Origin of the sequence: Flavobacterium sp. GT3P67 (genome assembly GCF_004349155.1) — a bacterium.
GTDB classification, from domain to species: domain Bacteria; phylum Bacteroidota; class Bacteroidia; order Flavobacteriales; family Flavobacteriaceae; genus Flavobacterium; species Flavobacterium ranwuense.
Window position 1 is genome coordinate 71,676 of sequence record NZ_SMLF01000006.1, and the last position, 16,979, is coordinate 88,654.

General features: G+C 35.4%; 13 protein-coding genes and 3 tRNA genes. 10 read left to right on the forward strand and 6 right to left on the reverse strand.

The window, feature by feature from the left end:
• Positions 1-37: 37 nt before the first annotated feature.
• The gene (locus E0H99_RS10885; RefSeq protein ID WP_131995172.1) at positions 38-1,759 is read left to right on the forward strand and encodes a hypothetical protein; all 1,722 of its coding nucleotides are present in this window, start codon (positions 38-40) and stop codon (positions 1,757-1,759) included.
• Between the two features lie 123 nt (positions 1,760-1,882).
• Here E0H99_RS10885 and E0H99_RS10890 read toward each other — a convergent pair whose 3' ends face one another.
• From E0H99_RS10890 to E0H99_RS10905, 4 genes are all read right to left on the reverse strand, one after another.
• Complete coding sequence (locus tag E0H99_RS10890) at positions 1,883-2,260, reverse strand: hypothetical protein (RefSeq protein WP_131995175.1); 378 nt, start codon at positions 2,258-2,260, stop codon at positions 1,883-1,885.
• A gap of 172 nt (positions 2,261-2,432) precedes the next feature.
• A tRNA-Arg gene (locus E0H99_RS10895) sits at positions 2,433-2,506 on the reverse strand.
• 22 nt (positions 2,507-2,528) lie between these two features.
• Positions 2,529-2,603, reverse strand: a tRNA-Pro gene (locus E0H99_RS10900).
• Between the two features lie 18 nt (positions 2,604-2,621).
• Positions 2,622-2,705 (reverse strand) — tRNA-Ser (locus tag E0H99_RS10905).
• Positions 2,706-2,935: 230 nt separating this feature from the next.
• Here E0H99_RS10905 and E0H99_RS10910 point away from each other — a divergent pair.
• Positions 2,936-4,114, forward strand: a complete 1,179-nt coding sequence (locus E0H99_RS10910; protein ID WP_131995178.1) for an acetyl-CoA C-acyltransferase — start codon at positions 2,936-2,938, stop codon at positions 4,112-4,114.
• A gap of 72 nt (positions 4,115-4,186) precedes the next feature.
• Positions 4,187-4,948 carry a C40 family peptidase gene (locus tag E0H99_RS10915; RefSeq protein ID WP_131995181.1) on the forward strand — a complete coding sequence of 254 codons (762 nt, stop codon included), beginning with the start codon at positions 4,187-4,189 and terminating at the stop codon, positions 4,946-4,948.
• Positions 4,949-5,004: 56 nt separating this feature from the next.
• On the opposite strand, the gene E0H99_RS10920 is transcribed toward E0H99_RS10915, so the two are convergent.
• Positions 5,005-6,276: a tetratricopeptide repeat protein gene (locus tag E0H99_RS10920; protein ID WP_131995184.1), complete on the reverse strand. Its 1,272-nt coding sequence runs from the start codon at positions 6,274-6,276 to the stop codon at positions 5,005-5,007.
• A 48-nt stretch (positions 6,277-6,324) separates the two neighbouring features.
• Positions 6,325-8,949, reverse strand: coding sequence for a DNA gyrase subunit A (gene gyrA, locus E0H99_RS10925; RefSeq protein ID WP_131995187.1), 2,625 nt, complete (start codon positions 8,947-8,949; stop codon positions 6,325-6,327).
• A 262-nt stretch (positions 8,950-9,211) separates the two neighbouring features.
• Between gyrA and E0H99_RS10930 the strand changes: the two genes are divergently transcribed.
• The 7 genes from E0H99_RS10930 to E0H99_RS10960 all read left to right on the forward strand — a co-directional run bounded on the left by E0H99_RS10930 (position 9,212) and on the right by E0H99_RS10960 (position 16,979).
• Positions 9,212-11,758 carry an ATP-dependent Clp protease ATP-binding subunit gene (locus tag E0H99_RS10930; protein WP_131995190.1) on the forward strand — a complete coding sequence of 849 codons (2,547 nt, stop codon included), beginning with the start codon at positions 9,212-9,214 and terminating at the stop codon, positions 11,756-11,758.
• Positions 11,759-11,896: 138 nt separating this feature from the next.
• On the forward strand, positions 11,897-13,270 hold the full coding sequence (gene rimK, locus E0H99_RS10935; RefSeq protein WP_131995193.1) for a 30S ribosomal protein S6--L-glutamate ligase: 1,374 nt from the start codon (positions 11,897-11,899) through the stop codon (positions 13,268-13,270).
• A gap of 57 nt (positions 13,271-13,327) precedes the next feature.
• Positions 13,328-13,843: a DUF421 domain-containing protein gene (locus tag E0H99_RS10940; protein ID WP_131995196.1), complete on the forward strand. Its 516-nt coding sequence runs from the start codon at positions 13,328-13,330 to the stop codon at positions 13,841-13,843.
• A 76-nt stretch (positions 13,844-13,919) separates the two neighbouring features.
• Entirely contained in the window at positions 13,920-14,516 is a 597-nt protein-coding gene (locus E0H99_RS10945) for a Crp/Fnr family transcriptional regulator (RefSeq protein WP_394346066.1), read from the forward strand.
• Positions 14,517-14,788: 272 nt separating this feature from the next.
• Positions 14,789-15,667, forward strand: a complete 879-nt coding sequence (locus tag E0H99_RS10950; protein ID WP_131995202.1) for a pirin family protein — start codon at positions 14,789-14,791, stop codon at positions 15,665-15,667.
• Between the two features lie 32 nt (positions 15,668-15,699).
• Positions 15,700-16,590 (forward strand): pirin family protein, encoded by an 891-nt coding sequence (locus E0H99_RS10955; protein WP_131995205.1) that lies wholly within the window; start codon positions 15,700-15,702, stop codon positions 16,588-16,590.
• Positions 16,587-16,979 (forward strand): OsmC family protein, encoded by a 393-nt coding sequence (locus E0H99_RS10960; protein WP_131995208.1) that lies wholly within the window; start codon positions 16,587-16,589, stop codon positions 16,977-16,979. The genes E0H99_RS10955 and E0H99_RS10960 overlap by 4 nt, the downstream gene beginning before the upstream one ends.

Here is a 16,979-nt window from a genome sequence, read left to right on the forward strand (position 1 = left end):
AAAAATCGTTAATCTTCATTCTAAAATCTAAAATCCAATGAAAAAAACTTATTTTAAAATCGCCATTGCGGGTCTGCTGTTTTTCACCATCAATACAGAAGCGCAAGTAATCCAGAAAAAAATAGCTCGTGTAGAGCAAATGCCCAATATTCCTGCTCAGCTAGAAATCATCGATTATAAAAAATTAGCACTTGATTTTGATAAAACAGTGTTCGATTTTAATGCCAAAGGCAAATATTGGCCACTAGTTTGGATGGACGATAGCCAGAAAAATTACCCTCAAACCGTGGTGGGATTATATACCGCCATAGCAGATGTACGTCAAGGAACGAACAACAAAGGAATGTTCCACGAAGCTTTAGCCACTATGGGTGCCACATTAGGTGCCACTTTGGTAGGGATTGACAAAAGAAATCAGCATGACCTGAATTATGTTGGGATGACAAAAAATTATTTCAACAGCGAAACCAGTTGGGACATTATGATGAATAATACCTGTCCCGAAGTAGCCTTACTGGGTGGCGGTTACGGTCGTGACTGGTGGTATGATGTATACCCAAATTTATTGTTTTATGCCATATATGACAAATACCCAAATGAGCCAGGATTAGAAAAAATGGCTAGAAAAATTGCCGATAAATTTTATGAGGCCGATGTTATTTTGAATGGAAATTACGACTATTCCTTTTTTGATTACGCCAAAATGAAACCCATGATGAACACCATATGTGCACAACCTGATGCCGCAGCTGGACATGCTTGGGTTCTATACTCTGCTTATAAAAAATTTGGCGATCCTAAATATTTAAAAGGAGCAAAAAGTGCCTTAGCAGCTTTAGAATCACAAAAGATAAACCCAACGTATGAATTATTAATGCCGTTTGGAGCCTACTTATCAGCGAGAATCAATGCCGAAGAAGGGACTCATTATGACACGGATAAGATGCTGGGTTGGACTTTTGACGGAACCGCTATATGCCGCGAAGGTTGGGGTGTATTGGTAGGAAACTGGAATGGATTCGATATTTCAGGTACCGTTGGAAGTACTGTTGACCATGGTGGTTATGGCTTTTTGATGAATACTTATGATATGGCTTGGCCAATGGTTCCGATGGTACGCTACGATCAATCGTATGCCTCCGCTATAGGAAAATGGATGTTGAACGCAGCAAATGCCTCCCGTTATTTTTATCCGCAGTACATGCCAGATGAGCACGAAACCATCCCGCAATTAGCTAGCGCAGGAAAAGGGGTAATTGCCTATGAAGGAATTATCAAAAAATCGAATTACGACAAGTATTCTTATGTTGAAGCTCCGGTAGCACAAGGTGATGGGCCTCTTTGGGTACTGGGACAAAATCCTGAAGAATCTCAGCTAAGTGTTTATGGTAGTGGTCATGTTGGAATCTTTGGGAGTATTATTAAAACAACCGATGTTGACGGAATTTTACAATTAAACTTATTGGCAACCGATTTCTTCCATGATAAAGCGTATCCTTCGTTCTTGTATTACAATCCGTATAATGAAACTAAAACGGTAACTATTACTGTTGAAAAAGGTAAAAAAGTAGATTTATACAATACGGTTTCTGGGACTTTTGTAGCTAAAAAGGTTACCACTTCCGCTAAAATAAAAATTGGAGCGTTGAACTCTGCTGTAATTGTATGCGTACCCGCTGGAGGCAAAATCAAATACAAAGGGGCAAAAATGCTCGTTAATAATATTGTAGTAGACTATAACTCACAAACCCAGAAATAAACCTTAAATACCACAATTTATTCCTGGTAGCTGTCTAGTTTTAATTTAAAATTAGGCAGTTGCTTTTTTTAAAACCTATCCTATATTCTTGAATAGACCATAATAAATCATCTTTTTATAACTCTATGCTATACAGCTATGAAAAAGAAACAATTTAAAACAACCATAATCATCTCCATAATCGGAATCACGGTAGTAGTTACTTATTTGCGTTTCATTTTTACAGGAAAATCCAATGACAGTAATCAGCTTATCTGCATAATCCAAAAATCCAATTTGCGAAAAATCTATCGCAAACATATCTTGATACGTTTTTTCGACATCAACAATACCGCTCAAAATCAATTTTCGTGCTCTGATTTTCAACTCCATTATAATAGGAGCCAAAATATCATAATCCGGATGTTTACTTGAAATCGTTTTTCCGTCGGTAATAAAATGATTCGCTTTACAAAAAGTAATTGTTTTAGATTTACGTTTGTTTTGGTGCGCAATTTCCACTAAAGGATACCATCTTGATTTTCTTTTCGAGAGGTAATAAGCTTGATTTCAATTTTCATGTTTGTGATTTGTTCGTGAAAATGTCGCAAAATGTTGCGTTTTGTTGTTGTAAATTAAGAAACGCAAAAATCATTAAACGCAAAAAACCCACTGAAAACAGTGGGTTTTGTTGTGAAGGCAGAAGGATTCGAACCTTCGACCGCCTGCTTAGAAGGCAGGTGCTCTATCCAGCTGAGCTATGCCTCCATTGCTCATGTAAAAAAATTAGTCGGGGTGGCAGGATTCGAACCTGCGGCCTCCTGCTCCCAAAGCAGGCGCGATAACCGAGCTACGCTACACCCCGAAAAGCAAAATTATAAAGCGGAGGGACAGGGACTCGAACCCTGGCACCGATTGCTCGATGACAGTTTAGCAAACTGCTCCATTACCACTCTGGCACCCCTCCAAGCTCAAAGAAACGTGTCCTGTTTTGCGGTTGCAAATTTAAGACATCTTTACGTTTCTCACAACTATTTAAAGTCTTTTTTTTAATATTTTTTATCATTTTTACAAAAACAGTTCACAATCAAATATATAGAATAAAAATAAATTTAAAAAAAGATAATGACAAAATCAAAATTTGAAATTGTTTAAAAAAGATTAAATTTGCTACATAAACCAACATTATAAAAAGTCATGAACAAAAGAGTTGTTATCGTTTCTGCCGTTAGGACACCTATCGGAAGTTTTATGGGGGGATTATCTACAGTTACTGCTCCAAAATTAGGAGCAATCGCTATTAAAGGTGCTTTAGATAAAATAAAGTTAGATCCGAATTTAATTGATGAAGTATTCATGGGCAACGTTGTACAGGCTGGCGTAGGTCAAGCTCCTGCTCGTCAAGCCGCAATATTTGCCGGTTTACCAAATTCCGTTGCCTGTACCACAATAAATAAAGTATGTGCTTCCGGAATGAAAGCAGTTATGTTAGGTGCACAAGCTATTCAATGTGGTGATGCCGAAATTGTAGTTGCCGGAGGAATGGAGAACATGAGTCTGATTCCACATTACTTGAATTTAAGAAATGGAACTAAATTTGGTCCTGCAACCATGATTGACGGAATGCAGAAAGACGGACTTACTGATGCTTACGATAACAGCGCTATGGGAGTGTGTGCTGACTTATGTGCTGCAGAATATAATTTCACCCGCGAAGATCAAGATAACTTCGCAATTCAATCGTATGAGCGTAGTGCTAAAGCATGGGATTCAGGGAAATTTGATAATGAAATTGTTCCTGTTCCTGTTCCACAAAGAAAAGGAGATCCTATCATAGTTTCTAAAGATGAAGAATTCACAAATGTGAAATTAGATAAAATTCCATCACTAAATGCCGTTTTTACAAAAGACGGAACTGTAACTGCCGCCAATGCATCAACAATAAACGATGGAGCAGCAGCAGTAATATTAATGAGCGAAGAAAAAGCAATTTCACTAGGACTAAAACCTTTGGCTTATATTAAAGGGTATGCGGATTATGCTCAAGAACCAAAATGGTTTACCACAAGTCCTGCAAAAGCACTTCCTAAGGCATTAAAAAAAGCAGGATTATCCATTGATGATGTAGACTATTTTGAATTTAATGAAGCTTTTGCTGTTGTAGGCTTAGCCAATGCTAAAATTCTAGAATTAGAAAACGATAAAATAAATGTAAACGGTGGTGCTGTATCTTTAGGACATCCACTAGGATGTTCTGGTGTTCGAATAATTGTTACCTTACTAAACGTTTTAGAGCAAAATAACGGTAAAATTGGTGCCGCAGCAATTTGCAATGGCGGTGGCGGTGCTTCAGCAATTGTAATTGAAAGAGCTTAAATAATTATAAGTTAAGAGTTATAGGTGTAAAAAACTTATAACTCTTAATTCTTAACTCATAAAAGAACCTAAATGTTCGGAATTTGTAACCTGGCCATAATCCCACTTCGCTTTGAACCCAGTGATAGAAGCGAAATCGTTTCTCAAGTTTTATTTGGTGAACATTTTGAAATTTTAGAACAACTGAGACAATGGTCCAGAATCAGAATACAATATGATGATTATGAAGGCTGGATAGATTCCAAACAACTACAACTGATTTCCGAATCTAGTTTTAATCAGTTATCTAACGAAGCCATCATTCTAAATGCTGATTTAATAGAATACATTACGGCACCAAATAATGTATTGATACCAATCCCGCTTGGTTCTTCTCTATCTTTTATACATCATAATGATATAAATATTTCAAACTTTGATTTTGAAGGGACTAAAACTAGTGGAGAGAAAACTAAAGAAAGCTTAATAAATACTTCATTTATGTACTTGAATGCTCCTTATCTTTGGGGAGGAAAAACTCCTTTTGGTATTGATTGTTCCGGATTTACTCAAATGGTGTACAAACTCAATGGATACAAATTATTACGAGATGCTTCTCAACAGTCAACACAAGGAGAAGCTTTAAGTTTTATTGAAGAAAGTGAACCTGGAGACTTAGCCTTTTTTGACAATGAAGAAGGTAACATCATCCATGTAGGAATAATAATGGCCGATAATTATATCATTCACGCCAGCGGAAAAGTGCGAATTGATCGGCTGGATCATTTAGGAATATTTAATGCCGATACAAACAAGCATACTCACAAATTACGGGTTATCAAAAAAATAATATAAAAAAAGCCTATCCAGAAGAATATTCGAGATAGGCTTTTTTAAATTTAAAAATAAAACTACTGAATCTTAGCTTTCAATGCTTTGTATTCTGCAGTCATTTCTAATGCACTGTAAACTCCTAAAAGAGTTTTCGAAACATCAACATTTTTAGGATCTAATTCTACTGCTTTTTCAAGATAAGGAATTGTTGCTTTAAAAAGATCTTCTCTTTTCTTTTTCAATTCATCATAACGCTTCATATCCTTAGTAGATGTTCCAAGTTTATTCATTTCATCAATGATTACTTTCTCATTTTCTAATTTCAAGGCAGCTAAATTGATATACCCATTAATATATTTTGGGTTAATTTCTAAAACTCTTTTATAATATTTTTCAGCATCTGCAACATTTTTAGCATTTGCACTTAATACTCCCAAGTTAAAAATCAAATCAGCATCATTAGGATTTTTTTCCAATACTTCAGCAATAAGCTTTTTGTACATTTCAAAATCCTTTGTTTCCAAGTAAAGATTAGCTTCTGTTAAAGTCAAAGAAGTATCCTCCGGATTTGCTTTTCTTGCTTCAGAGATTGCTTTTTTAGCTTCTTCCGTTTTACCTTTTTCAACTAAAATCAAAGCCATATTTTTATAAATTTCACCCCTTTTAGAAGAAACAGTTTCCGTTCTTGGTTTTTCATGTGTTCCCATTTTCACCATTCTGTCTCTTTCTTGAAGCGTGATAAAAAAGTCTTCTTGACTTGTTAATTTATTAACCGCAAAATAACTAGTTCCTTTTCCAGAATAGTTTAAGGTTTTTAAATCATCATACAATTTAAGCGCTGCATCATAATCTTTAGCATTTACATAAGTAGAAGCCGCGTAATATAAATTGATAGTGTCTTTTTTATCTAACAAATAAGCGTCATATAATTTTTTAGCACTATCAGAATGCTTATCTACTTTCGAATCAGCAATTGCACCATTAATCAATTTGAATTTAATGTCTGTAATAGAAACTGCAGCTTGAGTTGAAAATTTCACTTTTCCAGAAGTTTTTTCAACAGCAATTAAATCTTGGTATGCTTTTGCAGCAAGCGAAAGATTGGTATTTGCATCAACATTTTTATTTGCTAAATCCAATAAAGAATTTCCTTTTACAAAGAAAAATTGTGCTTTCTCAGCATCTGGAGCATTAGCTATTAAAGATTCCGCCTCCATCAAAATGGTTACTGCTTCTTGAGATTTACCAGCTTTCAAGGCTTTTTCAGCGGCTTTAATTTGATCTTTTTGAGCAAAAGTAGCTACTGATATCAATAATGCTGATGCTAGTAATACATATTTACTTTTCATAATATTCTATTTTTGTTTAATAATTATTCTTGGTTTTCCAATTTTTATTTATGCTTCGTCATCATCTTCTTCTTCTTCTTCTTCAGCCTCATCATTAGCTTCATCTTCTTCAGAATCGTCCTCGTCATCATCTTCAGCGCCTTCTTCTTCAAGAACTTCTAAGACCGGTTTCACTCTTTCGATAGCTTCTGTTTCGATGACATTCCCATCTTCATCAACAACAACTTCATTTACATCGTCTTTCATTACTTTTGTAACCGCTGCAATCGAATCGTTTCCTTTAATATTAATCAGTTTCACACCTTGTGTAGCGCGTCCCATAACTCTTAAATCTTCCACAGCCATTCTGATAGTCAATCCAGATTTGTTGATAATCATTAAATCATCAGCATCTGTAACGGCATTTATCGAAATAAGTTTCCCTGTTTTCTCGGTAATATTTAAGGTTTTAACTCCTTTTCCACCACGATTTGTAATTCTGTATTCGTCTAGGCTTGAACGTTTTCCGTAACCGTTTTCGGCAACAACTAAAATTTCACTGCTCATGTCATTAACAGTAACCATGCCAATTACTTCGTCAGTATCGTCTTTTAGTGTAATTCCACGTACTCCAGAAGCTGTTCTTCCCATTGGACGGGTTTTAGTTTCTTCAAAACGAACTAATTTACCAGATTTCACAGCCAAAATAATTTGACTTTCGCCATTAGTTAATTTAGCTTCCAATAATTCATCGCCTTCTTTAATCGTAATTGCAGCAACACCATTTACCCTTGGTTTAGAATATTTCTCTAAAGAAGTTTTCTTAACCTGACCTTTTTTAGTCACCATAATCAAATTATGACTTTTGATGTATTCTTGGTCTTTTAAATCTTGAGTACAAATAAACGCTTTTACTTTATCGTCACTTTCAATATTTACAAGATTTTGGATTGCTCTACCTTTAGCGGTTTTACTTCCTTCCGGTATTTCATAAACACGCATCCAGAAACATTTTCCTTTTTGAGTAAAGAACATCATATATTGGTGATTCGTTGCCACAAACATGTGTTCTAAGAAATCTTGATCTCTTGTTCCTGCACTTTTTTGACCTACTCCTCCTCTATTCTGAGTTTTGTATTCCGTAAGATTCGTACGTTTAATATAACCTGCATGCGAAATCGTAATAACTACATTTTCATCAGCAATTAAATCTTCAATGCTTACATCTCCTCCTGAATATTCTATTACAGAACGGCGCTCATCTCCATATTTCTCACGAATTTCAGTTAGTTCTTCTTTAATCAAGGCAATTCTCAAGTTTACATCCGCTAATAAAGCTTTCAAATGCTCGATTAACTTCATGATTTCATCGTATTCTGTTCTTAACTTATCTTGTTCCAGACCTGTTAATTGTCGCAAACGCATTTCTACAATGGCACGAGATTGAATATCTGATAATTTAAATCTTTCGATTAATTTTTCTCTGGCTTCTTCGGTACTTTTTGAAGCTTTGATTAAAGCAATTACTTCATCAATATTATCCGAAGCGATAATCAAACCTTCTAATATATGCGCTCTTGCTTCCGCTTTTTTTAATTCAAATTGCGTTCTGCGAGTCACAACATCATGACGGTGTTCGATAAAATAATGAATCAAATCTTTCAGATTCAACATTTGCGGACGCCCTTTTACAATTGCAATATTGTTTACACTAAACGAAGATTGTAATTGTGTAAATTTATAAAGCGTGTTTAAAACCACGTTTGGTGTCGCATCACGTTTTAAAATATAAACGATACGCATCCCGTTTCTATCGGATTCATCTCGAATATTTGCAATTCCATCAATTTTTTTGTCATTAACCAAATCAGCTGTGCGCTTAATCATATCGGCTTTATTGACTTGATAAGGAATTTCAGTAACGATAATACATTCTCTTCCGTCCACCTCTTCAAAACCTACTTTAGCACGCATTACAATACGTCCTCTACCAGTTTTGAATGCTTCACGAACCCCTTCATACCCATATATAATACCCCCAGTAGGAAAATCCGGGGCTTTGATATGCGTCATCAATTCATCAATCTCAATATCATTATTATCCATGAAAGCCAATGTACCATTGATCACCTCGGTTAAGTTGTGAGGCGGCATATTGGTAGCCATACCTACCGCAATTCCTGTTGCCCCATTTATTAATAAGGTAGGAACACGAGTTGGCATAACAGTTGGCTCTTCTAGCGTATCGTCAAAATTTAATTTAAAATCTACGGTTTCTTTATCTATATCAGCCAGGATTTCTTCTGAAATTTTTCGCATTCTAGCCTCTGTATAACGCATTGCTGCAGGACTATCCCCGTCCACAGACCCAAAATTACCCTGGCCATCAATCAATAAATAACGCATGCTCCATTCTTGAGCCATACGAACCATGGCATCATAAACAGAAGTATCACCATGAGGGTGGTATTTACCCAGAACTTCCCCGACAATTCTTGCGGATTTTTTGTGGGCTGACCTCGAGTTAACACCCAAATCATGCATTCCAAATAGTACTCTTCGATGTACTGGTTTCAAGCCATCTCTAACATCTGGAAGTGCTCTTGATACAATTACCGACATCGAATAATCGATATAGGCCGTTTTCATTTCATCTTCTATGTTAATAGGAATTAACTTTTCTCCTTCAGACATAAGTTGTTATATTAAAAAATTATATTAGTTTCAAAACGTGCCAATATACGGCTTTTTGAAATTTTTCTGCCTATTTAATTACACTTATTTCAATGATTTATTAACAAAATTAACTTCGCTTTTGGTTAATAAATTAAGGGAAATTTAACTTTAAAATCATTATTATTTTTGTCTATTAGCTGACACCACTTCTTAAGGGAATGGTTTTTGTTTTTGAATCACTAATTCACTAAATTTACAGTACCAAATTACCAATAATATTATGGATGATAATTTTTCACCAAGAGTAAAAGACGTTATTACTTACAGCAAAGAAGAAGCTTTGCGACTAGGTCATGACTTTATAGGAACTGAGCACTTAATGCTGGGTATCTTAAGAGATGGTAATGGGAAAGCAATTCAAATATTGAACAACCTATCTGTCGATTTAGATCATTTACGCAGAAAGGTAGAGATTCTAAGCCCTGCAAGCCCTAGTGTAGAAGTTAATGTCGAAAAGAAAAACCTACACCTGACACGCCAAGCAGAACGAGCGCTTAAAACCACTTTTCTGGAAGCAAAAGTATTTCAAAGTTCGTCTATCAGCACAGCGCATTTATTGTTGTGTATTTTAAGAAATGAAAACGATCCAACAACCAAGCTATTGAATAAATTAAAAATTGATTATGATATAGCTAAAGAACAATATCTAAACATGACTCCAAACGAAGAAGATTTTACAGAAAATTTGCCACGAAACGAATCATATAATGACGATTCAGGACAAGATGACAGTCTAAAAGAAGGAACTTTCAACAATCCAGCCAATAAATCAAATAAAAAATCCAAAACACCTGTTTTGGATAATTTTGGAAGGGATTTAACTGAAATGGCCGAAGAAGGAAAACTAGATCCTGTTGTGGGACGCGAGAAAGAAATTGAACGCGTTTCTCAAATTTTGAGCCGTCGTAAAAAAAATAATCCTTTACTTATAGGTGAACCGGGAGTGGGAAAATCAGCTATTGCCGAAGGTTTAGCGTTGCGAATTATTCAGAAAAAAGTATCTCGTACTTTATTCAATAAACGTGTCGTTACCTTGGATTTAGCCAGCCTTGTTGCAGGTACAAAATACCGTGGCCAGTTTGAAGAGCGCATGAAAGCGGTAATGAACGAACTTGAAAAAAATGATGATATCATTCTTTTTATAGATGAAATTCACACTATTGTTGGCGCTGGTGGCGCAACAGGCTCACTCGATGCTTCTAACATGTTCAAACCTGCATTAGCTCGTGGAGAGATTCAATGTATTGGTGCTACAACATTAGACGAATACAGACAATACATAGAAAAAGACGGAGCATTAGAAAGACGTTTTCAAAAAATAATCGTAGAACCAACTTCTGTTGCAGAAACAATTACCATTTTGAACAACATCAAAAACAAATATGAAGACCATCACAACGTTACGTATACACAAGAAGCAATCGAAGCGTGTGTAAAATTAACCGATAGATACATGTCCGAACGTTTCTTGCCGGACAAGGCTATTGACGCATTAGACGAAGCAGGTTCAAGAGTTCACATTACCAACATTGAAGTTCCTAAAGAAATTTTAGATTTGGAACGTCAATTAGAAGACGTACGTGAATTGAAGAATGTTGTTGTGAAAAAACAAAAATATGAAGAGGCCGCTAAACTTCGTGATGATGAAAAACGTATTGAAAAAGATTTAGCCATTGCTCAGGAACAATGGGAAGAAGACGCAAAAAACAACAGGATTGAAGTTACTGAAGACAATGTTGCCGATGTCGTTTCTATGATGAGCGGAATACCCGTAAATCGTATAGCTCAAACTGAAAGCAACAAACTAGCTAAATTGCCAGAACTTATTGAAGGTAAGGTGATTGGACAAAGAGAAGCTGTAATGAAAATCGCTCGTTCTATTCAAAGAAATCGTGCCGGATTAAAAGATCCGAATCGTCCAATTGGTTCTTTTATTTTCTTAGGTCAAACCGGTGTTGGTAAAACCCAATTAGCGAAAGTATTAGCGAAAGAGTTATTCGATTCTGAAGATGCCTTGATTCGAATTGACATGAGTGAATACATGGAAAAATTTGCAATCTCTCGTTTAGTTGGAGCACCTCCGGGATATGTAGGATATGAAGAAGGTGGTCAATTGACAGAGAAAGTCAGAAGAAAACCATATTGTGTTGTCTTATTGGATGAGATTGAAAAAGCACATCCTGATGTTTTCAATATGCTATTACAAGTTTTAGATGATGGTTATTTGACAGATAGTTTAGGTCGAAAAATTGATTTCAAGAACACTATAATTATCATGACTTCGAATGTTGGAGCCAGACAATTAAAAGATTTTGGACAAGGTGTTGGTTTTGGAACTGCTGCCAAAGTTGCTCAGGCTGACGATAATTCGAAAAGCATCATCGAAAACGCATTGAAAAAAACTTTTGCTCCTGAATTCCTTAATAGAATTGACGATGTAATTGTATTCAATGCTTTAGAAAAACATGATATTGATTTGATTATCGAAATCGAATTAAAAAAATTATTCGCTCGTGTAGCTGAATTAGGCTACCAATTGAATCTTTCTGACAAAGCAAAAGCTTTTATTGCAGAGAAAGGTTTCGATAGACAATTTGGCGCCAGACCATTAAAAAGAGCCATTCAAAAATATGTTGAAGATGCCCTTGCAGAAGAAATTATCACTTCGAAAATTACTATAGGAGATGAGATTTTTATGGATATCGAAGAAGGTTCACAAGAATTAACTGTCCAGATTCATAAAGCTGGGGAACCAACAAATCCTTAAATTTATAACCAATTATAGCAAAATAGACCCGTTACGTTTTTATAACATAACGGGTTTATTCTTTACAGTAAACACACTTTTTTTGAAAACAAATATTTACATTTGATTTTTATAAAAAAGGTTAATTAAAATTAATTTATGTCAGATAACAAAGTTATTCTAGGTAGTGAAGAATGGTGTTCCTTTCCAGAATTAGGGATTCCTACTATTAAAGCCCGAGTAGATTCAGGTGCAAAAACATCCGCTTTACATGCTATAAACATTGCTCCATTTATTAAAAATGAAAGCAACTGGGTGAAATTTGACATTAACCCGATACAAAATAATCTAAAGACGGTAATTCATTGTGAAGCACCTTTAATTGACAAACGCATCGTTAAAAGTTCGAGTGGTTTTAGAGAACAGCGCTATGTTATTCAAACAAATCTACAAATAGGAAGTTCAAAATGGCCTATTGAAATGACGTTAACCAATCGAGATTCTATGGGTTTCAGAATGCTTTTAGGCCGTGAAGCCATGAGCGGAAGAGTGCTGGTTGATCCGGAACAAAAATATCTTTTAGGGCAGCCTACTTCAGATGCTTTAAAAGAATTGTATAAAAACTCTGAGAAAGCAAGCTCTGGTTTGCGGATCGGGCTTTTGGCAAGTAATCCTGAATTGTACAGCAACAAACGTATTATGGAAGCGGGTGAAATGCGTGGTCACGAAATGCATTTTCTGAACATCAAGGAATGTTACATGAAACTGGATGCAAAAACGCCTGAAATTCATTATCGTGGGGGTAAAATACTAAATCAATTTGATGCCATTATACCCAGAATCAGGCCTAGCATTACTTTTTACGGTTGCGCTTTGACGCGACAGTTTGAGGCATTAAAAGTATATTGTTTAAATTCATCTAACGCAATTACACAATCACGCGATAAATTATACTCTTTGCAATTACTGTTGAATCATGGCGTAGAAATTCCTACTACTGGTTTTGCTAATTCTCCATTGGATACCGATGATTTGATAAAAATGGTTGGTGGTTCTCCTTTAATTGTAAAATTATTGGAAGGCACGCAAGGAAAAGGAGTTGTATTAGCGGAAACAAAAAAAGCAGCCGAAAGTGTTATTAATGCTTTCAAAAGCTTAAATGCCAATATACTAGTTCAGGAATTCATCAAGGAAGCCAACGGAAAAGACATTCGTTGTTTTGTGATTGACGGAAAAGTAGTTGCTGCCATTCAGCGTGAAGCGATGCCTGGCGAATTTAGGGCTAACATTCATCTTGGAGGAACTGCATCGATTATAAAAGTAACTGCGGAAGAAAAGAAAATTGCCATAAAAGCAACGAAAGCAATGGACCTAAAAGTGGCAGGAGTCGATATCATTCGTTCTTCAAAAGGACCATTATTATTGGAAGTAAATTCATCGCCAGGATTGGAAGGCATTGAAGGCGCTACCAATAAAGACATTGCAGGAGAAATGATAAAAGCGATTGAGAAGAATTTTAAGCTAAAACAGTAATCAGCCTCAGTTTTCAGCCTATTGAGAAACTTTGAACTTTATATATTAAACAAAAAAATGAACGAATATCTTGATATAATACTTCGAAGTACTGCCGTTTATTTTTTTATGGTTATCGCCTTGCGCATTTTTGGCAAGAAAGAATTGTCTCAACTGAACACTGCCGACGTGATATTGATATTACTGATAAGCAACTCCGTTCAGAATGCTATGGTGGGAAATAACACGAGTCTTTATGGAGGATTAGCTGCGGCAACTGTATTGTTTACCATCAATTTTATTTTAAAGAAATTGATATACAAATACAAGAAATTCGGTGCTTTTATGCAGGAAAAACCAGAAATTCTAATTCATAATGGCAATTTGGATTTTAAAGTATTAAGCAAATTAAACATTTCTTCTGATGAATTAAAAGAAGCGATGCGTGAACATGGCATTGAATTTTTTAAAGATGTAAAATTGGCGATGCTAGAAATAGACGGAAATATTAGTATTATATCCGGAGACAAAAATTTAAAACAAACCCATTATAAACGCAAACGCAATCACAAAAATTTGAGTGGAATAAATTAGACCTAAAGAACACAAAAAATATTTAAAGGAGTTATAAAAAAATATAAAACAGAAGTATCACTGTAGCCCTGAAATAATTATGCTCGATTCCTTCAAAACTTATTTTCAATCGAAAACAGATTTAACCGATGAACAATTCCATTCGATTACGGATACGTTGCAATCCAAAAAAGTAGAAAAAGGTTCCATCCTACTCCATCAAGGTGACATTTGTCATCACTCTTTTTTTGTATCCAAAGGATTATTGCGTTCCTACACCATAGACGAAACCGGAAAAGAACATATCATTCAATTTGCGCCTGAAAATTGGATAATTTCGGATAGAAGCAGCTTTTATTTCAATGAACCTTCTGAATTATTTATTGATGCCATTGAAGAAACGGAAATTGTTTTTATCGATAAAAACTTCATTAATGCCGCAGCAGAAATCAGCGTTTCTTTTCGACAACAGGACAATATTGCTTTGCACAATCACATTCGCCAACTTCAAAAACGAGTCAATCTTTTACTGGGAGCCACAGCTGAACAACGGTATTTGGATTTCATAGCCATTTACCCAAAGCTTACTTTACGGATTTCGCAGTGGATGATTGCTTCCTATTTAGGCATTACACCCGAAACTTTAAGCAGAGTTCGCAAGGAATTAGCCAAAAGGAATTTTAAACCTTATTAACCTCCGTTAGATTATCAATTTTTAACCAGATACATAGAAAAAATATTTTTAAACATAATTATACTATCTGAAATAGAGCAACGCGACTTTTTTAAAATGCAAAATTCTATGTTTCTATGTGGTTTAGATTTTTTTTTTTACAATGTGTTTTACATTTTGATATTAATCAAGTTCAGGTTATTAATTTCCTTGCCCATTCATTTCTTATCCTACATCAATGCGTCTAGTATTAAATCATAGTAAATTTGTACTATAATTTAAATACTATAGAAATGAAAACAAAAAACGTAGAATTAGTATTAGCTCCGCCTACACCACATATGGTTGGTGACGGATTTAGAGTCCATAACTTTATTCCGAGTGGTCGTAATTTAGATATGAAAAGAATGAGTCCATTTATTATGATGGATTATAATTCTAAATTTTATTTTCCTCCAACAGATCAACCCAGAGGCGTAAGCGTCCATCCACATAGAGGTTTTGAAACCGTTACAATTGCCTATAAAGGAAAAGTGGCACACCATGACAGTTCAGGAAATAGCGGGATTATTGGCGAAGGTGACGTACAATGGATGACTGCAGCTTCGGGAATTTTGCACAAAGAATACCATGAAGAAGAGTTCAGTAAAAATGGTGGCGATTTTCAAATGGTACAACTTTGGGTCAACCTTCCGGCAAAAGATAAAATGTCAACCCCAAAATACCAAGGAATTACCAACGACCAAATCAATAAATTTGAGCTTCCTGAAAATGGCGGTGAGATTGAAGTCATAGCAGGACAATACGAAAATGTGAAAGGTACCGCTTCAACATTTACACCAGTGCATTTACTAAATGCCAAATTGAATAAAGGCGCAAAATCATCTTTTAATTTTCCGGCAAACTACAACACCGCATTATTGGTGATTGAAGGAAGTATAAAAGTTAATGATGTGAAAAATGTTCCTGCAAACCATTTTGCATTATTCGAAAACGAAGGAGAAGAATTTATCATTGAAGCCACTGAAAATACAATCGTTTTGATTTTAAGTGGAGAACCCATCGATGAACCTATTGCAGCTCACGGTCCGTTTGTGATGAACACCCAAGCCGAAATCATGCAAGCATTCAATGATGTGAATATGGGCAAATTTGGATTTCTGGAAGATTAATTCCTTAAATTTATAGTTTAAAAACAAAAAAAATGTCAAACATAAAACTGATAATAGAAGAACGCCCAAGCAACATTGGCAACTTTATGGTTGGGCGATTGCTTCCCTTTAGAGAAAAGAGAATGGTTGGACCATTTGCATTCATAGACCATATGGGACCAACCTGCATGAGCGATTACGAGAACCTAGATGTCCCGCCGCATCCACATATTGGACTTTCTACTTTGACCTATTTGTTTGAAGGAAGTATTATGCACAAAGACAGCCTGGGAACTGAAATGGAAATCAAACCCGGGCAAATCAATTGGATGACCGCTGGAAAAGGAATTGTTCATTCCGAACGAACACCTCAGTATTTGCGTAATTCCGATAAAATGTTACACGGACTTCAAATTTGGGTAGCATTACCAAAGGATTTAGAAGAAATGGAACCTTCCTTTTTTCATGTTCCGGAAAATGAAATTCCAGAATGGAAAAAGGATAATGTTTCATTTAAACTCATAGCAGGCGAAGTTCTTGGCAAAAAATCTGCCGTTCCGGTTTACAGTCCGCTTTATCTTTTAGAATTAAAAAGTACCACCCGCCAAACAGTCACTATTGGTGACCATTTATTTGGCGAAAGCGGTTTGTATATTTTAGAAGGCAGTATAGAAAGTGAAGGAAATGTTTTTGGTCCAAAACAACTTTTAATAGCCAAAGACAGTAAACTCTGCACTTTCGAAATGGCAGAAAATACCACCATTTATATTTTTGGAGGAGAACCTTTTCCTGAAGAAAGAATTATCTATTGGAATTTTGTGGCTTCAAGCAAAGAATTGATTGAAAAAGCAAAAGAAAAATGGCTAGCGCAGACTTTTGATAAAGTTCCGGGCGAAAACGAATTTGTTCCGCTTCCGGAGCAAAATAAAAATTTTCGATTATGAATAAAATAATAGCACATACTGGCACAGAACTGTACAAAACAGAAATAAAATCGGCTAACCATACTATTATTTCTGATGAACCTGAAAGTAGTGGAGGAAAGGATTTAGGCTTTGAACCTAAGGAATTATTGGCTTCATCATTGGCCGCTTGCACGAGTATCACAATACGGATGTATGCGAACCGAAAAGGATGGGATTTAACCGATGTAAAAGTTGAAATCACTTTTGATACGGATCCAGCAGAAAACAAATTTAAAATAATTCGCAACATTCAATTCTTCGGAGATTTAGACAATGATCAAAAAGCCAGATTATTAAACATAGCAGATAAATGTCCTATACACAAAATTTTAACCAATCCTATCGAAATAACAACAGAATTAAATTAG

What these genes read in the sequence shown, in the direction of transcription:
- E0H99_RS10885 (WP_131995172.1), top strand. Translation starts at nt 38, where the DNA reads ATGAAAAAAACTTATTTTAAAATCGCCATTGCGGGTCTGCTGTTTTTC.
- E0H99_RS10910 (WP_131995178.1), top strand. Translation starts at nt 2,936, where the DNA reads ATGAACAAAAGAGTTGTTATCGTTTCTGCCGTTAGGACACCTATCGGA.
- E0H99_RS10915 (WP_131995181.1), top strand. Translation starts at nt 4,187, where the DNA reads ATGTTCGGAATTTGTAACCTGGCCATAATCCCACTTCGCTTTGAACCC.
- E0H99_RS10920 (WP_131995184.1), bottom strand. Translation starts at nt 6,276, where the DNA reads ATGAAAAGTAAATATGTATTACTAGCATCAGCATTATTGATATCAGTA.
- gyrA (WP_131995187.1), bottom strand. Translation starts at nt 8,949, where the DNA reads ATGTCTGAAGGAGAAAAGTTAATTCCTATTAACATAGAAGATGAAATG.
- E0H99_RS10930 (WP_131995190.1), top strand. Translation starts at nt 9,212, where the DNA reads ATGGATGATAATTTTTCACCAAGAGTAAAAGACGTTATTACTTACAGC.
- rimK (WP_131995193.1), top strand. Translation starts at nt 11,897, where the DNA reads ATGTCAGATAACAAAGTTATTCTAGGTAGTGAAGAATGGTGTTCCTTT.
- E0H99_RS10940 (WP_131995196.1), top strand. Translation starts at nt 13,328, where the DNA reads ATGAACGAATATCTTGATATAATACTTCGAAGTACTGCCGTTTATTTT.
- E0H99_RS10950 (WP_131995202.1), top strand. Translation starts at nt 14,789, where the DNA reads ATGAAAACAAAAAACGTAGAATTAGTATTAGCTCCGCCTACACCACAT.
- E0H99_RS10955 (WP_131995205.1), top strand. Translation starts at nt 15,700, where the DNA reads ATGTCAAACATAAAACTGATAATAGAAGAACGCCCAAGCAACATTGGC.
- E0H99_RS10960 (WP_131995208.1), top strand. Translation starts at nt 16,587, where the DNA reads ATGAATAAAATAATAGCACATACTGGCACAGAACTGTACAAAACAGAA.